This window comes from Actinomyces radicidentis, assembly GCF_001553565.1.
Lineage (GTDB): Bacteria > Actinomycetota > Actinomycetes > Actinomycetales > Actinomycetaceae > Actinomyces > Actinomyces radicidentis.
The window spans coordinates 2703520-2724969 of sequence record NZ_CP014228.1 but is presented as its reverse complement, the minus strand read 5'-3'; the positions used below and the strand labels follow the sequence as shown (position 1 = coordinate 2724969).

Genomic DNA, 21450 nt, shown 5'->3' with positions numbered 1-21450 from the left:
TACTCCACCACGCCCGACGACACGAGACGATCACATTCGGCCCGTTTCAGCCTGAGGCGCAGCGCGCTCCGCCTCGGGCGGAACCGGGAAGCGGACGGCGGGCCCGATGAAGGCCACACCCGGCCCGCGGCGCGGCAGGATCGGCGGCGCGCCGCCGATCCGCTAGGTTGCCGCCGTGCCAGATTCCTCGAGCTCCTACAACGCCCGACACCTCTCCGTCCTGGAGGGGCTCGAGGCGGTCCGCAAGCGCCCCGGCATGTACATCGGCTCCACCGACCAGCGGGGCCTCATGCACTGCGTCTGGGAGATCATCGACAACGGCGTCGACGAGGCCCTCGAGGGCTACGGCGACTCCATCACGGTGACCGTGCATGAGGACGGCTCCGTCGAGGTCCGCGACACCGGCCGCGGCGTCCCCGTCGACATCGAGCCCGGCTCCGGCCTCACCGGCGTCGAGCTCGTCTACACCAAGCTCCACGCCGGCGGGAAGTTCGGCGGCGGCTCCTACGGCGCCGCCGGCGGCCTCCACGGCGTCGGCGCCAGCGTCGTCAACGCCCTGTCCGCCCGCATGGACGTCGAGGTCGACCGCGGCGGCAAGACCTACGCCATGAGCTTCCGCCGCGGCGTCCCCGGCGTCTTCACCGACCCGAAGGCCGGCCCGAGCCCCGACTCCCCCTTCAAGGAGTTCACCGAGGCCTCCGAGCTGCGCGTCATCGGCAAGGTCAAGCGCGGCGTCACCGGCACCCGCGTGCGCTACTGGGCCGACCCCCAGATCTTCCCCAAGCCCGCCGAGTACGACGCCGCCGCCCTCCGCGCCCGCCTGCGCCAGACGAGCTTCCTCGTCCCCGGCCTCACCCTCACGCTCACCGACGAGCGCCCCGACGACGTCGCCGCCCGCGCCGAGGCGACCCCCGCCACGGACTCCACCGCCCCCACCGACGACCCGGCCCTGCGCGCCAGCGCCAAGAACGCCACCGAGGGCGCCGGAGACCTCCTCGACACCGGCGACGCCGACGGCACCGAGGAGTTCCGCGCCGACGGCGGCACCGCCGATTTCGTCGACTTCCTCGCCACCGACGGCTCCGTCACCGACACCTTCCGCCTCACCGGCGAGGGCACCTACACCGAGACCGTCCAGCAGCTCGACCGCAAGTCCGGGCACCTGCGCCCCGTCGAGGTCGAGCGCACCTGCACCGTCGACGTCGCCCTGCGCTGGGGCATCGGCTACGAGACGACCGAGCGATCCTTCGTCAACATCATCGCCACCCCCATGGGAGGCACTCACCTCACCGGCTTCGAGCAGGCCGTCACCAAGGTGCTGCGCAAGCAGATCGACTCCAACGCCCGCGCACTCAAGGTGACCAGCCGCGACGGGCGCATCGAGAAGGACGACATCCTCGCCGGCCTCACCGCCGTCGTGACGGTGCGCGTCCCCGAGCCGCAGTTCGAGGGGCAGACCAAGGAGGTGCTCGGCACGGCGCCGGTGCGCCAGATCGTCTCCAAGGTCGTCGAGAAGGGGCTCACCGCACTGCTCACCTCCTCCAAGCGGGACCTCAAGACCCAGTCACGGGCCCTGCAGGAGAAGATCGTCGGCGAGATGCGCGCCCGGGTCTCGGCCCGCATGCACAAGGAGATCTCGCGGCGCAAGACCGCCCTGGAGACCTCGACGCTGCCCGCCAAGCTCGCCGACTGCCGCTCCGACGACGTCGCCTCCTCCGAGCTCTTCATCGTCGAGGGCGACTCCGCGCTCGGCACCGCGAAGAACGCCCGCAACTCCGAGTTCCAGGCGCTCCTGCCGATCCGCGGCAAGATCCTCAACGTCCAGAAGGCGTCGCTCGCGGACATGCTCGGCAACGCCGAGTGCTCCGCGATCATCCAGGTGGTCGGCGCCGGCTCCGGACGCACCTTCGACCTCGACGCGGCCCGCTACGGGAAGATCATCCTCATGACGGACGCCGACGTCGACGGCGCCCACATCCGCACCCTGCTGCTCACCCTCTTCTTCCGCTACATGCGGCCCATGATCGAGGCCGGGCGCGTCTTCGCCGCCGTCCCCCCGCTGCACCGCATCGAGGTCAACGGGCAGGGGCGGAAGAAGCGCGAGGTCATCTACACGTACTCCGACGACGAGCTCGTCACCACCCTCAGGAGGCTCGAGAAGCAGGGACGGAACTTCAAGGAGCCGCAGCGCTACAAGGGCCTGGGGGAGATGGACGCCCACCAGCTCGCCGAGACGACCATGGAGCCCGAGCACCGCACCCTGCGGCGCATCACCCTGGGCGACGAGGCCGAGCTCGCTGAGGCGGAGAACGTCTTCGAGCTCCTCATGGGCTCGAGCGTGGAGCCCCGCCGCGACTTCATCGTCGAGGGCGCCCGCGACATCGACCGGGAGCGCATCGACGCCTGAAACGCCTCGGGGCGAGCGCACGGCCCGGGCGGTGCGCCGGGGGCGGCACGTGCGCGTCACACGCGTCGGGTAGCCTCGGGAGCGACCCCGCGGGTCCGCGCTGAGACGGCGCGGTCCCCTCCCGACGGACGAGAGTGGTGCACGTGGCTCCTGCCTACGGTTCCTCCCACCGGCTCGGCGCCTCGAGCCCCTGGTCGATGCTGCGGCCCGGGCCGCGCTCCGCCCTGCCGACGCTCCTGAGCTGGCTCCCGCTCGGCCCGGCGGACAACCCCGAGCTGGCCGCCCTCGTCGCACGCGCCGAGGCGGTCGACAACCCGCCCTACCGCACGAGCGAGGTCGAGACCGCGGAGTACTTCGCCGACCCCGTCTACTCCGGCGTGGCCGGGCGCGACGCCGAGGGCGTCATGCGCGCCTTCGCGATCGTCCGACTGCGCCCCTCGACGGAGATCTACGCCTCCATGAGCGGGATCGTCGACCCCGGTTACCGCGGGCGCGGTATCGGCCAGGCGATCATCCACTGGCAGACCGAGTGCGCCCAGCACCTCATCGGAGTCGAGCGCGTCGGCCGGGCCCAGGTCTCCGGCGGCTCCTTCGAGCCGGCCCACATCGTCACCGGCGTCCTCGACGACGACACCACCTGGCGCGGCATCCTCGAGGGCATCGGCTTCACCCCGCGGCGCTGGTACCGCGAGGTCCGCCGCCCCCTCGACATCGACATCCCCGAGATCGAGACCGACCGCTTCCTCACCGTCGAGCCCTGGACGCCGCAGATCGACGACGACGTCCGCCGCGCGCACAACGCGGCCTTCGCGGACGCGTGGGGCTCGCAGCAGGTCTCCATGGCCGAGTGGACGCAGCGCCGCCCGTACTTCGAGCCGTCGTGGAGCTTCGTGGCGCTGGACCGCTCGGGGGACCGCTCCCGCGTGGCCGGGTACCTCATCTCCAGTCGTTACGAGCAGGACTGGGAGGCCCTCGGCTGGACCGAGGGCTACACGGACATCCTCGGGGTGGGGGCCGAGTACCGCCACCGTCGGGTGGCGACCGCCCTCCTGACGGCGGCGATGCGCGCCTACCGGGACTCCGGCATGCAGTACGCGGGCGCCGGCGTCGACTCCGAGAACCCGACGGGTGCGGTCGGCCTCTACGAGGCCCTCGGCTACGAGCCGACGCGGGGCACCGTGCTCTACGGCCTCGACGTCTGAGCCCCACGCTCGGCCACCGGCGCGGGCCGGGAGGGGGAGGATGGGACCATGAGGATCATCATCGCTCCCGACTCCTTCAAGGAGGCCATGACGGCGGCGGAGGCCGCCGCCGCCATGGCCCGGGGCGTGCGCGCCGTCGTCCCGAGCGCCGACGTCGTCGAGCTGCCCATGTCCGACGGCGGCGAGGGCTTCACCGAGGCCGTCGCCGCCTCGCTGGGGGCCGAGGTCCGGGACGTCGACGCCGTCGACGCCCTCGGCCGGCCGGTCACCGCGAGGATCGCCCTCGCCGACGGCACCGCCGTCGCCGAGATGGCGAGCGCCTCCGGTCTGGAGATCATCGCCTCCGAGGACCGGGACGTGCGCGTCTCCGACACCCGCGGAGTCGGCCGCCTCGTCAAGGCTGCCCTCGACGCGGGGGCCACGCGCCTCCTGCTCGGGATCGGCGGCTCCGCCACGAACGACGGCGGCGCCGGCATGCTCGTCGAGCTCGGGGCTCGCATCCTCGACGCCGACGGCTCCGAGATCGGCTCCACGCCCGCCGAGCTCGAGCGCGTCGCCTCCGTCGACCTGTCCGGCCTCGACGATCGCCTCGACGACCTCGAGGTCGACGTCGCCTGCGACGTGGACAACCCGCTCCTCGGCGAGCGGGGCGCCAGCGCCGTCTTCGGCCCTCAGAAGGGGGCGAGTGAGGAGGACGTGGCCTTCCTGGACGAGGTGCTCGGCCGCTGGGCCGCCGCCTCCGGTCACGAGGACGAGGCCGACCGCCCGGGAGCGGGCGCCGCCGGCGGCCTGGGCTTCGCGCTCCTGGCCTTCCTCGGCGCCGAGCTCCAGCCCGGCATCGAGCTCGTCTCCGGGGCCGTCGGCCTGGCCGACGCCGTCGAGGGCGCCGAGCTCGTCATCACGGGCGAGGGCTCCGTCGACGCTCAGACACTCGGGGGCAAGACGCCGGCGGGCGTCGCCGCCGTGGCGAAGGAGGCGGGCGTCCCGACGCTCATCGTCGCCGGCCGCGTCAAGGTCGACGCGGACGTCCTCCTCGACGCGGGCGTCGTCGCCGTCATCTCCAACTCGCAGGGCGAGTCCCAGGACCTCGCCACCGAGCTGGCCAACGCCGCCTCCAACACGGAGCGCTCGACGGCCACGGCCCTGCGGCTGTGGACCCACTCGACCGGCCGGGAGGCCTGAGCAGCACCACGGGGTGGTGCGGGCCGGGAACGATCCCGACCGCCGACGACGACGGCGCCGCGGAGCCCCGGAGAGGGGCGCCCACGGCGCCGTGCGCGATCGCGCCGGGATCAGCCGATCGCCGCGATCGGGCCGGGCAGCGGCGAGCCGGAGGCGTCGCGCCGCTCGTCGACCTCGGGCAGCTCGACGGCCTGACCGCCCGAGCCGACGGCCCGCGGTCCAACGCCGACCCAGGCCAGCACGAGCTCGTCCTCGCCGCGCACGAAGCGGTGCGCGCGCACGCCGCCCGTCGCGCGGCCCTTGGCCGGATAGCGGTCCAGCGGGGAGACCTTGACGGATCCCGCCGTGCCCGGGAGGGCCCCCTGGGCGCCGGCGACGGTGACGACCTCGGCCTCGGCGAGGAGGTCCTCGGCCACGACGGAGGCTGCGATGACCCGGGCCCCGTCGTGCAGGGCGATGCCCGCCATCCCCGCGGCGCCGCGGCCCTGGGGCCGCACCTTGGAGGCGGGGAAGCGCAGGAGCTGGGCGTCGGAGGCGACGAGGACGAGCATGTCCGCGTCGGAGGCGGTGCCCGCCATGACGACGCGGTCGCCGTCGGACAGCGCGATGACCTCCCACGCGTCGCCCGAGCGCGGCTCGTCACCGGGCTTGACGCGCTTGACGACGCCCTGGGCGGTGGCGAGCACGATCGGCTCAGCCGAGGCCGGGTCCTCCGGGGAGATCGGCACGAGACCGACGACCTTCTCCTCGGGCTCGATGTCGACGAGCAGGCGCGCCGGAGTCCCTCCCGCCAGGGAGGGCGAGCCCTCGAGGCGCGGCACCTCCGGGGCGGCGACGACGTCGAGGCGCACGAGCCGCCCGGTGTCCGTCACGGCACCCACGGCACCGCGCACCGTCGTCGCGACCTGGCTCGTCAGGGCGTCGTGCGCCTGGCGCCCGCCCGTGCGCGGCACCGGGGCGGCGCCCTGCGTGCGCGCCACGAGACCGGTCGCCGAGAGCATGACGCGGCAGGGGTCGTCCGGGACCGTGAGAGGGACGTCCTTGGCGCCCGCGAGCATCATCGCCTCGCTCGCGGCGCGAGCCGCCGCGGAGGCCCCGGCGCCGGCACCGGCCTGGGAGCCAACGCCTCCCGTGAGCGCGCCCGCGCCCTTGCCGGCCGCCTCGAGGAGGACCGTGCGGCGCGGCGTACCGAACTCCTCGGCCACGGAGGCCAGCTCGCGGGAGACGACGCCGCGCAGGAGCTTCTCGTCGGCGAGGATCGCCTCGAGCTGCTCGATCTCGGCGGCCAGCTCGTCGCGCTCCTTCTCCAGCTCGATGACGGAGAACTTCGTGAGGCGGCGCAGCTGCAGCTCGAGGATGTACGAGGCCTGCGGCTCGGAGAGGTCGAAGACCTGCATGAGGCGCGTGCGCGCGGTGGCGGCGTCGTCGGAGGAGCGGACCACCTGGATGACCTCGTCGATGTCGAGGATCGCGACGAGGAGGCCCTCGACGAGGTGCTGGCGCTCGCGCCGCTTGCCCAGGCGGAACCGGGTGCGGCGCTCGACGACGGTGAGGCGGTGGCGGACGAAGACGTCGAGGAGCTCGCGCAGGCCCAGCGTGCGCGGCTGGCCGTCGACGAGGCAGACGTTGTTGATGCCGAAGGAGTCCTCCAGCGGCGTGTGCTTGTAGAGCTGCGCGAGGACGGCCTCCGGGTTGTAGCCGTTCTTCACGCTGATGACCAGACGGGTGCCGTTCTTGCGGTCGGTGAGGTCCTGGACGTCGGTGATGCCCTGGAGCTTCTTGGAGCCGACGGCGTCCTTGATCCGGGCGATGATCTTCTCAGGGCCGATCATGTACGGCAGCTCGGTGACGACGATGCCCTTCTTGCGGGCGGTGACGTTCTCGATGCGCGCCGTGGCGCGCGTGACGAACTTGCCGCGCCCCGTGCGGTAGGCCTCGCGCACGCCGTCGAGGCCGACGATCATGCCGCCGGCCGGCAGGTCCGGGCCGGGCACGAAGGCCATGAGGTCCTCGAGGGTCGCGTCCGGGTGCTCGATGAGGTGGCGGGCCGCGCCGACGACCTCGACGAGGTTGTGCGGCGGCATGTTCGTCGCCATGCCCACCGCGATGCCCGTCGTGCCGTTGACGAGGAGGTTCGGGAAGGCGGCCGGCAGGACGTCCGGCTCGGTGAGCGTGTAGTCGTAGTTGGGGGAGAAGTCGACGGTGTCCTCGTCGATGTCCGCGGTCAGGGCGAGAGCCGGGGCGGCGAGCCTGGCCTCGGTATAGCGGGGGGCGGCGGGCCCGTCGTCGAGGGAGCCGAAGTTGCCGTGCCCGTCGACGAGGGGCAGGCGCATCGTGAAGGGCTGCGCGAGGCGGACGAGGGCCTCGTAGATGGCGACGTCGCCATGCGGGTGGAGGCGGCCCATGACGTCGCCGACGACGCGGGAGGACTTCACGTGCGGACGGTCCGGGCGCAGCCCCATCCGGTCCATCTGGAACAGGATGCGGCGCTGGACCGGCTTGAGGCCGTCGCGGGCGTCCGGGAGCGCCCGGGCGTAGATGACCGAGTAGGCGTACTCCAGGAAGGAGGAGCGCATCTCCGTCGAGAGGTCCTGCTCGACGATCTCGCCGTCGGTCGGGGGAGGAGTCACGGTGGGGGACTTCGGCATGCGGGCATTCTCGCGGGATGACGCCGCTGCGCCCGGAGCGACACCCGGGCGTGACGGGCGTGACGGCCGTCCGCGATGGCATGATCGCGCCCATGACGCCGACGACACCGACCACCGGGATCCCCGAGGCACTCCGGGACGAGGTGACGCGGGCCGGCTACTACCCCGAGCTCGTGCTCGGCACGCTCGACGTGTCCCTGGCGGGCGAGGCCGTCGACTGCGACCTCGTCCAGGCCGAGACCACCTTCGACGACACCGACGTCCACCGCCACCTCACGGTCCTCGCCCTGACCCGCACGCGGCTCCTCATCGTCCACGTCGACGACGCCGTGCGAGAGGACGGCGCCCCGGCCGCCGTCGCCACCTCCGAGGCCGTCCCGGTCAGCCGCATCCGCTCGGTCGCCCTCACCCGCGGCGTCGCCGCGCCGGCGGTCCACGGCGGACGCCTGACCGAGATGACGATCGCGATCTCCTGGGGCGCCGTGCGGCGCCTCGACCTCGAGCCCGCCGCCTGCGGGGACCCGTCCTGCCAGGCCGACCACGGTCTCACCGGCGTTTCCATGCCCGACGACATCGCCGTGCGCGTCGCCGCCGGCGTCGAGGGCGACGAGGCCCTCCAGCACGCCGAGGCCTTCGCCCGCGCCCTGTCCGCCGCCATCGCCCGCGCCGCGGGGGCCGAGCTGTGAGCGCCACGGGTACGAACACCCCCACCATCGAGCCCGCGGACGCCCCGAGCCTCCGGAAGGTCCTCGGCGCCGCCGCCGTGAGCGCCGGCCTGCGCCTGGGCGAGCCCGACCGTCCCGGCGTCCTCACCGACGCGGAGGCCCGCACCGCCGCCGGGGCCTGGGGGATCCTCGACCGAGCTCGTGCCGAGCGCGGCGCGGCGAGGGGCGGCGGCACCGTCGTCGTCCTCGTCGACGGCCTCGGCCTGGAGCTCCTCCGCGAGCGGCGCGGCCACGCCCCGACCCTGCGCTCCTGGCTCACCGACGCCGAGCCCTTCGGCTCGGGCCTGCTCGGGGCTCCGTCCGGCCCCGGCCCGGCCGCTCGCACCTGCGTCCCCTCGACGACGGCGGCCGCCCTCACCACGCTGGGCACCGGCGCCCTGCCCGGCGTCACCGGCATGGTCGGCTACTCCGTGCGCAACCCGCTTCTCCCGTCCCCGGCGGCCGGCGACGTCCCGCGGGCCGAGGACAACCTCTGCCTCATCACCTGGGAGGGCCGCGCACCCGAGCCGCGCGCCTGGCAGGACGTCCCCACCGTCTTCCAACGCCTCGAGCCCGACCCCGCCCTCACCCGCGACGCCACCGGCCAGTCCGCGCCCCTCGCCCTGTCGATCGGGCCTGCGCGCTTCTCCGGCTCCGGCCTCACCGAGGCCGGCCTGCGCGGCACGCAGCACCTCGGCGCCGACCGCCTCGAGGACCGCCCGGGCCTCGCGGTCTCCGCGCTGCGACGCGGCACCCCGCTCGTCTACCTCTACGTCGGCGAGCTCGACCACGCGGGCCACGGGCATGGCTGGACCTCCCAGGAGTGGCTCCGCGAGTTCGAGCGCCTCGACGCCGCCATGGCCGAGCTCGTCCGCCGCGTCCCGCGCGGCACGCGGATCGTCCTCACCGCCGACCACGGCATGGTCGACACCGACGCCGAGCACCGCGTCACCGTCACAGACCACCCCGACCTCATGGCCCACGTCGCCGGGATCGCGGGGGAGCCGCGCATGAGCCAGCTCTACGTCCCGGGTGGCGACGCCGACCTCGCGCAGCAGGTCGCCGAGCGCTGGCGCGAGCATCTTGGCGAGAAGGCCGCCTGGGTCGGCACCCGCACCGAGGCCGAGACCCTGCTCGGCCCCGTGTCGCCACGTGCCGCCACGGTCCTCGGGGACGTGCTCGTTGCCATGGCGGGCACGTGGGTCGTCGTCGACCCGCGCGTCCACTCCGAGTCCGCCATCGCCATGCCCGGCGTCCACGGGTCGATCACGCCCGCGGAGACAACCGTCCCGCTGCTCCTCGCCTCGGCCTGAGCCGCGCTCGGAGCGGGCGGCGGCGCAACGCGCTCCGGCGCCGACGGCGTCCTGGGGCGGGTGGCCGAGGCTGCCGGGAAGGGCTGAGGCCGCCCCGAACGGGACGGCCTCAGGTCATCGCAGGCGCGTGCGGTGCGCCCCCGGTGTCACTCCGGCTTCGCACCGAAGACGATCTCGTCCCAGGAGGGCACCGAGCGGCGCGGGCGGCGCTTCGGCTTGGGCTTCGGAGCCGGGGGCATCTCCGGCAGGGCGTCCTGGGTCCCGCGCTCGGTGACCTCGGCGACCTCCGCCGTCGGGGCGTCCATCCCCGCCTGGGACGCGACGGCCCGGGAGGGCCCTGCCGGGGAGGGCTGCTCGACGGGCGCCTCCTCGCCCTGGTGGAGCTTCGTGCCCGCGGGGTGGTTCCCGGCGAAGGCGCGGCGGCGGTCCTGCATGGAGAAGACGCGGGCCTGGCCGTGCGGGCTGGTCTCGTCGTCGGCCGCGGCGCCAGCGCCCTGCGAGCCGGGCTCGTCCTCGTCGTCCTCGGGGATCTCGACCTCGACGCGTCGGCCTCGGTTCGAGGCGAGGTCCGCGAGGAGCGCGTCGGTGTCCGAGTCGACCCGGTCGGACGAGCCGGTGGTGTCGCCCGACGCCGCATCACGCCGGGCGGCGTCGTCGTGCTCGAGGTCGGCGGCCTCGGGGGCGGGGGCCGGGGGCTCCTCGGCCGGGACCGGGCCGAGGGAGGCCCGCTCCTGGGCGGAGGCGCCGGGGGCCTCGGAGTCCTGGTCGAAGACCGCGGGGCGACGACCGGCCGCACCGGACTCGGTGAGCCAGCGCGCCTCGTCGTCGGTCGCGGCGACCGTGCGGGCGGGGAGGTCGAGCGTCCAGGTGGCCCTGCGCTCGACGTCGCCCTCGAAGAAGGTGACGAGGATCTGCCACGGCTCGCGGCCCTCGCGCAGGGCGTCCCACTCGAGCGACTCGGGGTCCACACCGCGGGTGGCGAGGCGGTCGACGACGAGCTCACCGAGGAGCGGCGAGTCCTTCTCCCAGCCGATGCGGCTCAGGCGGGCCTGCTCGACGGCCCACCCGCGCTCGGCGAGGACCGGGCCCTCGAAGCGGCGGACGTGCTCGACGTCCTGCCCGGTGGCGTCCGCGACCTCCTCGGCGGAGGCGCCGGCGCGCATGAGGGCCTGGAGGTCCTTGGGACGGGCCGGCACCGTCGGAGCGGCCTCGGGCTCGGGGGACTGGGACGGGCGGGGGAGCGAGGCGGGGCGGTCGCGGCGCACGGCGGCGCGCAGGGCGTCGTCGATGACGAGGCTGTACCGCTCGCCGGCCTGGTCGGTCATGACGACGGAGCCGCCGTTGGCACCCAGGAGCTCGAGCTCGATCATCGGGGTGTTCCTCCTCTTGTCGCACCTACGGGGCACAGCCTACGTGGCCCGGAGGTCCCGCTCGGCCACCGGCGCGGGGGCGCGTCGCCGAGGTGTTCGCCCACAGCCGTCCCGGGGCTTTTCACCAGGAGTTTCCGCCCGCTCCCCCCGGTGCTATGGTGCGCGTGCCCTGCTCGGAGGGGCGGCTCCTCCGCGTGCGCGCATCCCGCGCGCGCGTCGCCGTTCCCGGCGGTCCTCCCCACCGCCTGAGAGCCACCGAGAGCCGTCGATGAGAGAGAGTGACCAGGCCATGGCGACTGACTACGACGCACCGCGCAAGAACGACGACGAGCCCGAGTCAGACTCCATCGAGGAGCTCACCGCCCGTCAGAAGGACCAGTCCTCCGAGGCCATCGAGGAGGACGAGAACGAGGTCGCCGAGGGCTTCGAGCTGCCCGGCGCGGACCTCTCCCGCGAGGAGCTCAGCGTCCACGTCGTCCCGCAGCTCGAGGACGAGTTCACCTGCTCGGAGTGCTTCCTCGTCCACCACCGCAGCCAGCTCGCCTACGTCGACGACGCCACCGGCCTCCCGGTGTGCACCGACTGCGCCGGCTGAGGCGAGCCCGAACCAGCACCGACCCGCGCCAGGCGCACCGCACCGGCGCGGGTCTCGCGTACCCACCGTCCGGCCCCGCGCCGGCAAGCCCGTCCACGGACCAGGAGCCCACATGGGTCTGTTCTCCCGCCGCAAGAAGGCAGAAGCCACCGACGACGCCACCACGACCGAGGCGATCGAGGCGGAGACCACCACGGCCTCCGACGACGCAGCGACCTCCGACGCGGTCGAGGAGGGCGGCGCCGAGCCGCCCACGGAGCCGACCGGCCCCTGGGACCTCGCCGAGGCCCCCGCCCCCGACTCCAAGCGCCTCATCGACCTCGGCTCGGTCCGCGTCCCCGGCGTCGACGGCATGCAGCTGCGCCTCGAGAACGCCCGCCCCGGTGTCGAGGTCGGCGCCGTCGTCCTCGTCCTCGAGGGCTCCACCCTCGAGCTCCGCGCCTTCGCCGCCCCGCGCACCGCCGGCGTCTGGGAGGAGCTGCGCGCCGACATCGTCGCCGAGCTCAAGCGCGCCAAGGCCGAGCCCAGCGTCGTCGAGGGCGAGCACGGCCCCGAGGTCGCCGCCCGCGTCCCCGTCCAGACCCCCGACGGCCAGCAGCAGCGCGTCCCCGTCCGCTTCCTCGGTGTCGACGGCCCCCGCTGGTTCCTCCGCGGCGTCCTCCAGGGCCCCGCCGCCGTGGACGACGAGGCCTCGCGCACCCCGCGCGACGTCTTCAACGGCGTCGTCGTCGTCCGCGACGGTCAGGCCCGGCCGCCCCGCGAGATCCTCCCGCTGCACGCCCCCGGCTCCGTCACGGGCCCCGACGCCGAGGACCTCCGGGGCCTCGAGCCCCTCGAGCCCGGCCCCACCATCGCCGAGGTCCGCTGACCATGCTCGAGCGCCTCCGCCAGCGGCTCGGCGGGCTCCGCGCCAGCCGCGAGGACCTCGCCGCCCAGGACGAGGAGGTCTCGGCGATCCGCCGTGGCACCGTCCCCATCGGCGAGCTCCAGCCGCGGCGCCGCGCCCGCGTCTCCGGGGTCCTGCGCGCCGTCACCTACCGGCCCGCCTCCGACAAGCCCGTCCTCGTCGGCCAGCTCTTCGACGGCACCGGCTCCGTCGACCTCGTCTGGATCGGCCGACGCCAGATCGCCGGCGTCCGCCCCGGGATCCACCTCGCCGCCGAGGGCATGGTCGCCGCCGGGCGCACCCGCCCCAACATGTACGACCCCAGCTACGAGATCCTGGGGCCCGACGCGTGAGCCGCGTCGAGCGGCCCGCCGGCACCGGCCTGTCCTCCGTCGGCGCCGATCGCTTCGACGCCTCCGCCGCCGTCGGAGGATGGCGCGGCGTCGTCGAGTCCGCCGTGCCGACGCTCGTCTTCGTCGTCATCATGGCGGTGCGCCCGACGGCGCTCGTCCCCGCCCTCGTCGCCTCGCTGGCAGTGAGCGCCGTCGCTCTCGTGGCGCGCCTCGCCCAGCGCCAGGGGCTCACGCAGGTCCTCGGCGGCGCCGTCCTCGCGGTCCTGTCCGCCGCCTGGGCCTGGCGGTCGGGGCGCGCCTCGAACTTCTACGCGACCGGCCTCGTCATCAACGCCGTGTGGCTCGTCGCCTGCCTCGGCTCGGTGGCCGCGCGGTGGCCGCTCGTCGGGGTCCTCATGGGCCTGTGGGAGGCGAGCACGGGGGAGACCGGGCAGTCGGACGGAGGGGATGACGCGTCGTCCGCACCGACCGGGCCCCCGTCGTGGACCGCCTGGCGCACCGACCCCGCGCAGGCGCGACGACGCCGGCGCTACGTCCTGGGCACGCTCGTCCTGGCGGCCATGTTCGCGCTCCGTCTCGTCGTCGAGCTCCCGCTCTACCTGGGCGGCGACGCGACGGTCTCCGCCCTCGGCGTCGCCCGCCTCGCCCTGGGGCTGCCGCTGTTCGCCCTCACCTGCTGGTTCGTGTGGCTCCTCGTGAGACGAGGGAGCGCCGACGCCGTCTGACCGATGACGCCGGCGCCCGGCTCCTCGCCCGCTACCCGCAGCGACGGGCGCCGCTCAGCCCAGGTCGCCCGAGGGCTCCTGGGCCGGCGGGGCCTCCTCCTCGTCCGGGGCGAAGATCTCCGGGATCTCCGCGAGGGTCGACTCGCCCTCGCGGGCGGTGAGGAAGATGAGCTCGTCGCCGCGCTCGAAGCGCTCGTCCCGGTCCGGGTTGATCGGGCGGTAGTCGCGCAGGATCGCAGCCAGCACCGTGTGCGGCGGCAGCTCGACCTCGCTGACCAGCTCGCCGATGGCGGGCGAGTCGTCCGGGATCGTCAGCTCGTGCATGTGCGCGCCGGACTGGTGGAAGGTGAAGACCGAGACGAGGGAGCCGACGCTCACCGCCTCCTCGACGAGAGCGGTCATGATGCGCGGCGTCGACACGGAGACGTCCACGCCCCAGGTCTCGTCGAAGAGCCACTCGTTCTTCGGGTTGTTGACGCGCGCCACCGTGCGGGGCACCGCGAACTCCGTCTTGCACAGCAGCGAGATGACGAGGTTGGCCTTGTCGTCACCGGTGGCGGAGACGACGACGTCGGCGTCGCCCGCGCCGGAGGCGGCGAGGGCGTCGACGTCGCAGGCGTCCGCGAGCTGCCAGTCGGCGTCGGGGACGGAGGCGATGCGCATCGCCTCGGGGGAGCGGTCCACGACAGTGACCTCGTGGCCGTGGCTGATGAGCTCGCGCGCGATGGAGCGGCCGACGGAGCCGGCGCCCGCGATGAGGATCTTCATGGCTCAGGCCTCCTGGGCGGGCGGGCGGGACAGGGTGCGCTGGACGGCGGTGAGACGGTCCGAGCGGACGGCGAGGTGGAGCAGATCGTGCTCCTGGATGACCGTCCCGGAGCGGGGCACGACGGCGCCGGAGCCGCGGGAGAGCCAGGCGACGCGCACGTCGAGGCGCTCCTCGAGGGCGCCCACGGTCATGCCGACCCAGGCGGTCGACACGTCGGGCTGGACGAGCGCGACCTCGCCGGAGGGGTCCTCGATCTCGCGCTGGGTGCCGCCGGGGAGGACGCGGCGCATCATCTGCTCGGCCGTCCAGCGGACGGTCGCGACCGTGGGGATGCCGAGGCGCTCGTAGACCTCCGCGCGCCGCGCGTCGTAGATGCGGGCGACGACGTGGTCGACGCCGAAGGTCTCGCGGGCCACGCGCGCGGCGACGATGTTGGAGTTGTCACCGTTCGAGACGGCGGCGAAGGCGTAGGCCTCGTCGATCCCGGCCTGCTCCAGGGCGTCGCGGTCGAAGCCCACGCCCTTGATCTTGCGGCCGGAGAACTCGGCGGGAAGACGACGGAAGGCCTCGGCGTTCTGGTCGATGACGGCCACCGAGTGGCCCATGCGGTCGAGCTGGGCGGCCATCGAGGCCCCGACGCGACCGCACCCCATGATGACGAAGTGCACGGCAGAACCGTACTCCGCGTCTTGGACCTGCGAGAACGCGGACGTAGCATTCCTGGTCGTGCGTGACTTCGCCGACCGCGTCAAGCGGATCCTCGTCGGCCGCCCGGTTCCCAGCCAGGCCCTCGGCGAGACACTCCTCCCCAAGAGGATCGCCCTCCCCATCTTCGCGTCCGACGCCCTCTCGAGCGTCGGCTACGCGCCGGACGAGGTGCTCGTCACCCTCGCGGTCGCGGGCTTCGCCGCGACGGCGCTGTCGCCCTGGATCGCGCTGGCGGTCATCGGCGTCCTCGTCGTCGTCGTGGCCTCCTACCGCCAGACGGTCCACGCCTACCCCTCCGGCGGCGGCGACTACGAGGTCGTCTCCACGAACCTGGGGCCGCACGCCGGTCTCCTCGTGGCCTCGGCGCTCCTGTGCGACTACGTCCTCACCGTCGCCGTGTCCGTCTCCTCCGGCACGGGCTACCTCGCCGCGGCCGTGCCCGCGACCGCCCCCTACAAGGTCCCGATCGCTGCGGCCATCGTCACGGTCCTCGCCCTCATGAACCTGCGCGGCTCGCGCGAGTCCGGCGGCGCCTTCGCCGTGCCGACCTACATCTACATGTTCTCCATCGCGGTCATGGTGGTCGTGGGCCTCGCCGAGGAGCTCACCGGCCACCTCGGTCAGGCCTCCTCGGCCTCCCTCACGGTCGTGCCCGAGGCGGGCTGGGAGACGGGCCTGTCAGGCCTGGCCGGCGCCTTCCTCATCCTGCGCGCCTTCTCCTCCGGCTGCGCGGCCCTCACCGGCGTCGAGGCGATCTCCAACGGCGTGCCCAGCTTCAAGAAGCCGAAGTCGAAGAACGCCGCGACGACGCTCCTCATGCTCGGCACGATCGCCGCGCTCATGCTCATGAGCATCATCCACCTGGCGGGCGCCACCGGCGTCAAGCTGGTCGAGGACCCGTCCACCGAGCTGCTCAGCAACGGGCACCCCCTCTCGGCGAGCTACCACCAGGACCCCGTCATCGGCCAGGTCGCGGAGACCGTCTTCGCGCGCTTCACGCCGATGTTCTACCTCGTCACCGTCGTCACCGGCCTCATCCTCGTCCTCGCCGCCAACACCGCCTTCAACGGCTTCCCCGTGCTCGCCAGCGTGCTCGGCCGCGACGAGTTCCTCCCGCGCCAGCTCGCCCAGCGCGGCGACCGCCTCGGCTACTCCAACGGCATCATCGTGCTGTGGCTCGGTGCGATGGCCTTCATCATCGGCTTCCAGGCGAACACGAACCGCCTCATCCAGCTCTACATCGTCGGCGTCTTCATCTCCTTCACCCTCTCCCAGATCGGCATGGTCCGGCACTGGACCCGCGAGCTCAAGGGCGCCACCGACGCCAAGGCCCGCCAGCGCATGCAGCGCTCCCGCGTCATCAACGGCATCGGCGTGGCCGGCACCGGTCTCGTCCTCATCATCGTCCTGCTCACCAAGCTCACGCGCGGCGCGTGGATCACCCTGACGATGATGGCGATCATCTACGTCCTCATGAACGGGATCCGCAAGCACTACCGCGGCGTCGCCGAGGAGGTCGCCGTCGACGACCTGCACGACGCGCGCGTCCTGCCCGCCCACGTCCACGCCGTCGTCCTCGCCTCCCGGCTCCACCAGCCGACCCTGCGCGCCCTCACCTACGCCCAGTCGACCCACCCGACCTCCATCGAGGCCGTCACTGTCGACACCGGCGACGGCAGCGCCGAGCAGCTCCTCGAGGACTGGGAGGAGGCCGACCTCCCCGTCCCCCTCACCGTCCTCGACTCGCCCTTCCGCGACATCATCCGGCCGCTGACGAGCTACGTCCGCTCCGTGCGACGCGAGTCCCCCCGCGACCTCGTCGTGGTCTTCCTCCCCGAGTACCTCGTGCGGCACTGGTGGGAGCAGGCCCTCCACAACCAGACGGCCCTGCGCCTCAAGACCGCGCTGCTGTTCACCCCGGGCGTCGTCGTCGCCTCCGTGCCCTGGCAGCTCGGGCTGCCCGGCGAGACCCACATCCACCGCGGCGTGCGCGCCCACACGCCCACCGGCATCACGGACCCGGCCGCCGCCTCCCGCGCCGTCTCCGAGGCCCGCCAGAGCCCCGTCGAGGATCGCGCATGAGCCCCGCCGCCCCCGAGGAGCTCGTCCTCGCCGTCGGCGCCCCCGCGCACGGCGGCCACTGCGTCGCTCGCCCCGTGGACGACCCGAACGGCCGCGTCGTCTTCGTCCGCCACGCCCTGCCCGGTGAGACGGTCCGCGCCCGCCTCAGCCAGAAGACCTCGAAGATGTGGCGCGCCGACGCCGTCGAGGTCCTCACCGCCTCGCCCGACCGCGTCGACCCCGTGTGGCCCGAGGCAGGACCCGGGGGAGTCGGCGGGGGAGAGCTCTCCCACGTCGCCCTGCCCGCCCAGCGCACCTGGAAGCGATGGGTCCTGGCCGACTGCCTGCGCCGCCTCGGCGGCGAGCAGGTCGCCGAGGCCGTCCTCGCCCTGCCCGAGTCCAGCGCTCCCGGTGGCGTCCCCGTCGAGCCCATGCCCTCCGAGACGCGCGCCGCGCGCAGCGGCGACCCGCGCGTGCGAGCCCTCGCCGGCACCGGCACGCGCACCCGCGTCGAGCTGACCGCGACGCCGGACGGCCGGGCCGGGATGAACGCCTTCCGCTCCGGCACCGTCCTGCCCGTGAGCTCCCTGCCGCTGGCCGTCCCCGCCCTCCAGGAGCTGGGCCTCACCGAGCGCAGCCGCTGGCGCAAGCAGCTGCGCCCCGGCACCCGCGTCCACGCCGTCGCGCCCTCGGGCGGCGACCCCGTCGTCGTCCTCACCGACGGCCGCGGCGAGACGGTGCTGACGGGAGCCGCCCACGCCACCGGCCGCCGACGCGTCGACGAGCTCGTCGACGCCGACGGACTCGGCCTGGGGGAGCTGCGCTACTCCGTCCACGCCGACGGCTTCTGGCAGGTCCACCGCGACGCCCCCGCCGTCCTCGTCGACCGGGTCGTGCGCGCCGCCCTCGGGGCCCGCCCCAGCGCCGCCGGCACCCGCAAGGGCGACGCCCCGCTCGACCGCGACACCGTCGCCGGCACACGCGTCCTCGAGCTCTACTCGGGAGCGGGGCTCTTCACGCTGCCCCTGGCGCTGCTCGGCTGCGAGGTCCTCAGCCTCGAGGGCAGCGAGCAGGCCGTCCGCGACGCCCGACGCACCCTCCACGACCTCCCCGGGACCCGGCTCCACGCCGGGCGCGTCACCGCCGCCTCCGTCGCCGAGCTCGGCGTCTCCTTCGGGCCGGGCCGGGACGAGCGCGCCGACGTCGTCGTCCTCGACCCGCCCCGGGCCGGAGCGGGCCGCGAGGTCGCTCAGGCCGTGGCGGTGCTCGGGCCCCGGCGGATCGTCCTCGTCGCCTGCGACCCGGCCGCCCTGGCCCGGGACCTCGGGACGCTCCTGGCCGCGGGCTACGCGCCGGCGTCCCTCGCCGCGCTCGACATGTTCCCGCACACGCACCACTTCGAGACCGTCGCGATCCTCGAGCGCGCCTGAGGCGGGACGGGCAGCGCCGCCACGTTTTTCGGCACCGGTTCCTGACGAAACCGAGACCTCCGTCACGCGGTGTTCCCGCGTGCTGTCGCCCCGTCGTCTAACGTGAGCACCGACTCACCCCGGGGATCCGTACGACCGGATCCGCGGGCCTGCCGACCGAGAACAGGAGCGATAACGGTGACGAGCCTCGACACCTTCCACTCCCGGTCCACGCTCGACGTGGACGGGATCCCCTACGAGATCTACCGGCTCGACGCCGTCGAGGGGCTCGAGCGGCTGCCCTACTCGCTCAAGGTCCTCGCCGAGAACATGCTCCGCACCGAGGACGGCGCCAACGTCACCGCCGAGCACGTCCGCGCCCTGGCCGAGTGGGACCCGAGCGCCGAGCCCGACACCGAGATCCAGTTCTCGCCGGCCCGCGTCGTCATGCAGGACTTCACCGGAGTCCCCTGCATCGTCGACCTCGCCACCATGCGCGAGGCGGTCGCCGAGCTCGGCGGGAACCCCGAGGTCATCAACCCCCTCGCCCCCGCCGAGATGGTCATCGACCACTCCGTCCAGATCGACTCCTTCGGCCTGGCCAGCTCGCTCGAGCGCAACAAGGAGCGCGAGTACGAGCGCAACGCCGAGCGTTACCAGTTCCTCCGCTGGGGCCAGGGGGCCCTCGCCAACTTCCGGGTCGTCCCGCCGGGCACCGGCATCGTCCACCAGGTCAACATCGAGTACCTGGCCCGCACCGTCTTCACGCGCGACGCCATCGGCGCCAACGGCGAGCCCGTCACCCAGGCCTACCCCGACACCTGCGTCGGCACCGACTCCCACACGACCATGGTCAACGGCCTGGGTGTGCTGGGCTGGGGTGTCGGCGGCATCGAGGCCGAGGCCGCCATGCTCGGCCAGCCCGTCTCGATGCTCATCCCGCGCGTCGTCGGCTTCAAGCTGACCGGCTCCATCCCGGCCGGCGCCACCGCCACCGACGTCGTCCTCACCATCACGCAGATGCTGCGCGCCCACGGCGTCGTCGGGAAGTTCGTCGAGTTCTACGGCGAGGGCGTCGGCGAGGTCCCGCTCGCCAACCGCGCCACCATCGGCAACATGAGCCCCGAGTTCGGCTCCACCGCCGCGATCTTCCCCATCGACGACGTCACCCTCGACTACCTGCGCCTCACCGGCCGCGACGACGCCCGCGTGCGCCTCGTCGAGGAGTACGCCAAGGCCCAGGGCATGTGGCACGACCCCTCGCGCGAGCCCGTCTACTCCGAGTACCTCGAGCTGGACCTGTCCACCGTGGTCCCCTCGATCGCCGGTCCGAAGCGCCCCCAGGACCGCATCGTCCTGTCCGAGGCCAAGGAGTCCTTCCGCGAGGTCCTCCCGACCTACGCCGGCTCCGAGGGGGGCACCGAGTCGGAGGAGCGCGCCGCGGTCGAGGAGAGCTTCCCCGCCTCCGACCCCGTCAGCCCCGCCTCCCTCGGCGACGAGCCCGCGGCCCCCGCGGCGCCCGGCGACTCCGACGGCCGACCCCACCGCCGCACCCCCGTCACGCTGGCGGACGGCACGCGGACCGAGCTCGACCACGGCTCCGTCGCCATCGCCTCGATCACCTCGTGCACCAACACCTCCAACCCCTCCGTCATGGTCGCGGCCGGCATCCTGGCCCGCAACGCCGTCGCCAAGGGCCTGCGCTCCAAGCCCTGGGTCAAGACCTCGACGGCGCCCGGCAGCCAGGTCGTCACCGAGTACTACGAGAAGGCGGGCCTGTGGCCGGCCCTCAACGAGCTGGGCTTCAACGTCGTCGGCTACGGCTGCACCACCTGCATCGGGAACTCCGGCCCGTTGCCGGAGGAGGTCTCCGCAGCGGTCAACGACGCGGACCTCGCCGTCGTCTCCGTGCTCTCGGGCAACAGGAACTTCGAGGGCCGCATCAACCCCGACGTCAAGATGAACTACCTGGCGTCCCCGCCGCTCGTCATCGCCTACGCGCTCGCCGGCACGATGGACTTCGACTTCGAGTCCGAGCCCCTCGGCCAGGACGCCGACGGCAAGGACGTCTTCCTCGCCGACATCTGGCCCGACCCGACCGAGGTCCAGGCGACGATCGACGCCACCATCGACCGCGACATGTACGCACAGGGCTACGCCGACGTCTTCACCGGCGACGAGCGCTGGCAGGGCCTCGACACCCCCGACGGCGAGACCTTCGCCTGGGACGACGCCTCCACCTACGTGCGCAAGGCTCCCTTCTTCGAGGGCCTCACCATGGAGCTCACGCCCGTCGAGGACGTCGCCGGCGCCCGCGTGCTCGCCAAGCTCGGCGACTCCGTGACGACGGACCACATCTCGCCCGCCGGCGCCATCAAGGGCGACTCCCCGGCCGGCAAGTACCTCGCCGAGCACGGCGTCGCCCGCAAGGACTTCAACTCCTACGGCTCGCGCCGAGGCAACCACGAGGTCATGATCCGCGGCACCTTCGCCAACATCCGTCTGCGCAACCAGCTCCTCGACGGTGTCGAGGGCGGCTACACGCGCAACTTCCTCACCGGCGAGCAGGACTCGATCTTCGACGCCTCGCAGGCCTACCAGGCCGCCGGCATCCCGCTCGTCGTCCTGGGCGGCAAGGAGTACGGCTCCGGCTCCTCGCGAGACTGGGCCGCCAAGGGCACCGCGCTCCTGGGCGTCAAGGCCGTCATCGCCGAGTCCTTCGAGCGGATCCACCGCTCGAACCTCATCGGCATGGGCGTCGTCCCGCTGCAGTTCCCGGCCGGCGAGTCCGCCGACTCGCTCGGCCTGGACGGCACCGAGACCTTCTCCATCACCGGCCTCACCGCCCTCAACGAGGGCACGACGCCGCGCACCGTCCACGTGACCGCGACCAAGGAGGACGGTGCGGCTGTCGAGTTCGAGGCTACGGTCCGCATCGACACCCCCGGTGAGGCGGACTACTTCCGCAACGGCGGCATCCTCCAGTACGTCCTGCGCAACCTCGCCCGCGGCGAGGTGTGAGGAGCGGAGGTCCTGGGCGGGTCACCCCGCTGAGAACGGCGTCGGCCGGTCACCCCACCCGGGTCGACCGGCCGACGCCGTTCGTGCTGTCTGCTGC

General features: G+C 73.7%; 16 protein-coding genes. 12 read left to right on the top strand and 4 right to left on the bottom strand.

Annotated features, from left to right (window positions below):
• Nucleotides 1–175 precede the first annotated feature (175 nt).
• The 3 genes from AXF14_RS11520 (at nucleotide 176) to AXF14_RS11510 (ending at nucleotide 4791) form a co-directional block, all read left to right on the top strand.
• The gene (locus AXF14_RS11520; protein WP_067943362.1) at nucleotides 176–2407 is read left to right on the top strand and encodes a DNA gyrase/topoisomerase IV subunit B; all 2232 of its coding nucleotides are present in this window, start codon (nucleotides 176–178) and stop codon (nucleotides 2405–2407) included.
• A gap of 143 nt (nucleotides 2408–2550) precedes the next feature.
• Nucleotides 2551–3609 carry a GNAT family N-acetyltransferase gene (locus AXF14_RS11515; RefSeq protein ID WP_067944395.1) on the top strand — a complete coding sequence of 353 codons (1059 nt, stop codon included), beginning with the start codon at nucleotides 2551–2553 and terminating at the stop codon, nucleotides 3607–3609.
• Between the two features lie 48 nt (nucleotides 3610–3657).
• Complete coding sequence (locus AXF14_RS11510) at nucleotides 3658–4791, top strand: glycerate kinase (protein ID WP_067943360.1); 1134 nt, start codon at nucleotides 3658–3660, stop codon at nucleotides 4789–4791.
• A gap of 110 nt (nucleotides 4792–4901) precedes the next feature.
• Here AXF14_RS11510 and AXF14_RS11505 read toward each other — a convergent pair whose 3' ends face one another.
• A complete protein-coding gene (locus AXF14_RS11505; protein ID WP_067943358.1) occupies nucleotides 4902–7439 on the bottom strand; it encodes a DNA gyrase/topoisomerase IV subunit A in 2538 nt (845 codons plus the stop codon).
• Nucleotides 7440–7531: 92 nt separating this feature from the next.
• On the opposite strand from AXF14_RS11505, the gene AXF14_RS13780 reads away from it, so the two are divergent.
• On the top strand, nucleotides 7532–8125 hold the full coding sequence (locus AXF14_RS13780; protein WP_067943356.1) for a DUF5998 family protein: 594 nt from the start codon (nucleotides 7532–7534) through the stop codon (nucleotides 8123–8125).
• Complete coding sequence (locus AXF14_RS13775) at nucleotides 8122–9456, top strand: alkaline phosphatase family protein (RefSeq protein WP_211260093.1); 1335 nt, start codon at nucleotides 8122–8124, stop codon at nucleotides 9454–9456. Before AXF14_RS13780 ends, AXF14_RS13775 begins: the two co-directional genes overlap by 4 nt.
• 146 nt (nucleotides 9457–9602) lie before the next feature.
• Here the strand turns inward: AXF14_RS13775 and sepH are convergent, their stop codons facing one another.
• Complete coding sequence (gene sepH, locus AXF14_RS11490) at nucleotides 9603–10826, bottom strand: septation protein SepH (protein ID WP_067943354.1); 1224 nt, start codon at nucleotides 10824–10826, stop codon at nucleotides 9603–9605.
• 289 nt (nucleotides 10827–11115) lie between these two features.
• Between sepH and AXF14_RS11485 the strand changes: the two genes are divergently transcribed.
• The 4 genes from AXF14_RS11485 (at nucleotide 11116) to AXF14_RS11470 (ending at nucleotide 13385) form a co-directional block, all read left to right on the top strand.
• Nucleotides 11116–11421: a DUF4193 domain-containing protein gene (locus AXF14_RS11485; RefSeq protein WP_067943351.1), complete on the top strand. Its 306-nt coding sequence runs from the start codon at nucleotides 11116–11118 to the stop codon at nucleotides 11419–11421.
• Between the two features lie 112 nt (nucleotides 11422–11533).
• Nucleotides 11534–12289 carry a DUF3710 domain-containing protein gene (locus tag AXF14_RS11480; RefSeq protein WP_067943349.1) on the top strand — a complete coding sequence of 252 codons (756 nt, stop codon included), beginning with the start codon at nucleotides 11534–11536 and terminating at the stop codon, nucleotides 12287–12289.
• A 2-nt stretch (nucleotides 12290–12291) separates the two neighbouring features.
• A complete protein-coding gene (locus AXF14_RS11475) occupies nucleotides 12292–12660 on the top strand; it encodes an OB-fold nucleic acid binding domain-containing protein (protein WP_067943347.1) in 369 nt (122 codons plus the stop codon).
• Nucleotides 12657–13385, top strand: a complete 729-nt coding sequence (locus AXF14_RS11470; protein WP_067943345.1) for a DUF3159 domain-containing protein — start codon at nucleotides 12657–12659, stop codon at nucleotides 13383–13385. Before AXF14_RS11475 ends, AXF14_RS11470 begins: the two co-directional genes overlap by 4 nt.
• A gap of 54 nt (nucleotides 13386–13439) precedes the next feature.
• Here the strand turns inward: AXF14_RS11470 and AXF14_RS11465 are convergent, their stop codons facing one another.
• Entirely contained in the window at nucleotides 13440–14153 is a 714-nt protein-coding gene (locus AXF14_RS11465) for a potassium channel family protein (RefSeq protein ID WP_067943343.1), read from the bottom strand.
• A gap of 3 nt (nucleotides 14154–14156) precedes the next feature.
• On the bottom strand, nucleotides 14157–14822 hold the full coding sequence (locus AXF14_RS11460; RefSeq protein WP_067943341.1) for a potassium channel family protein: 666 nt from the start codon (nucleotides 14820–14822) through the stop codon (nucleotides 14157–14159).
• Nucleotides 14823–14880: 58 nt separating this feature from the next.
• Between AXF14_RS11460 and AXF14_RS11455 the strand changes: the two genes are divergently transcribed.
• From AXF14_RS11455 to AXF14_RS11445, 3 genes are all read left to right on the top strand, one after another.
• Entirely contained in the window at nucleotides 14881–16944 is a 2064-nt protein-coding gene (locus tag AXF14_RS11455; RefSeq protein WP_067943339.1) for an APC family permease, read from the top strand.
• A complete protein-coding gene (locus AXF14_RS11450) occupies nucleotides 16941–18353 on the top strand; it encodes a class I SAM-dependent RNA methyltransferase (protein ID WP_067943337.1) in 1413 nt (470 codons plus the stop codon). The genes AXF14_RS11455 and AXF14_RS11450 overlap by 4 nt, the downstream gene beginning before the upstream one ends.
• Nucleotides 18354–18530: 177 nt before the next feature.
• Nucleotides 18531–21353, top strand: coding sequence for an aconitate hydratase (locus AXF14_RS11445; protein WP_067943335.1), 2823 nt, complete (start codon nucleotides 18531–18533; stop codon nucleotides 21351–21353).
• Nucleotides 21354–21450: the final 97 nt, after the last annotated feature.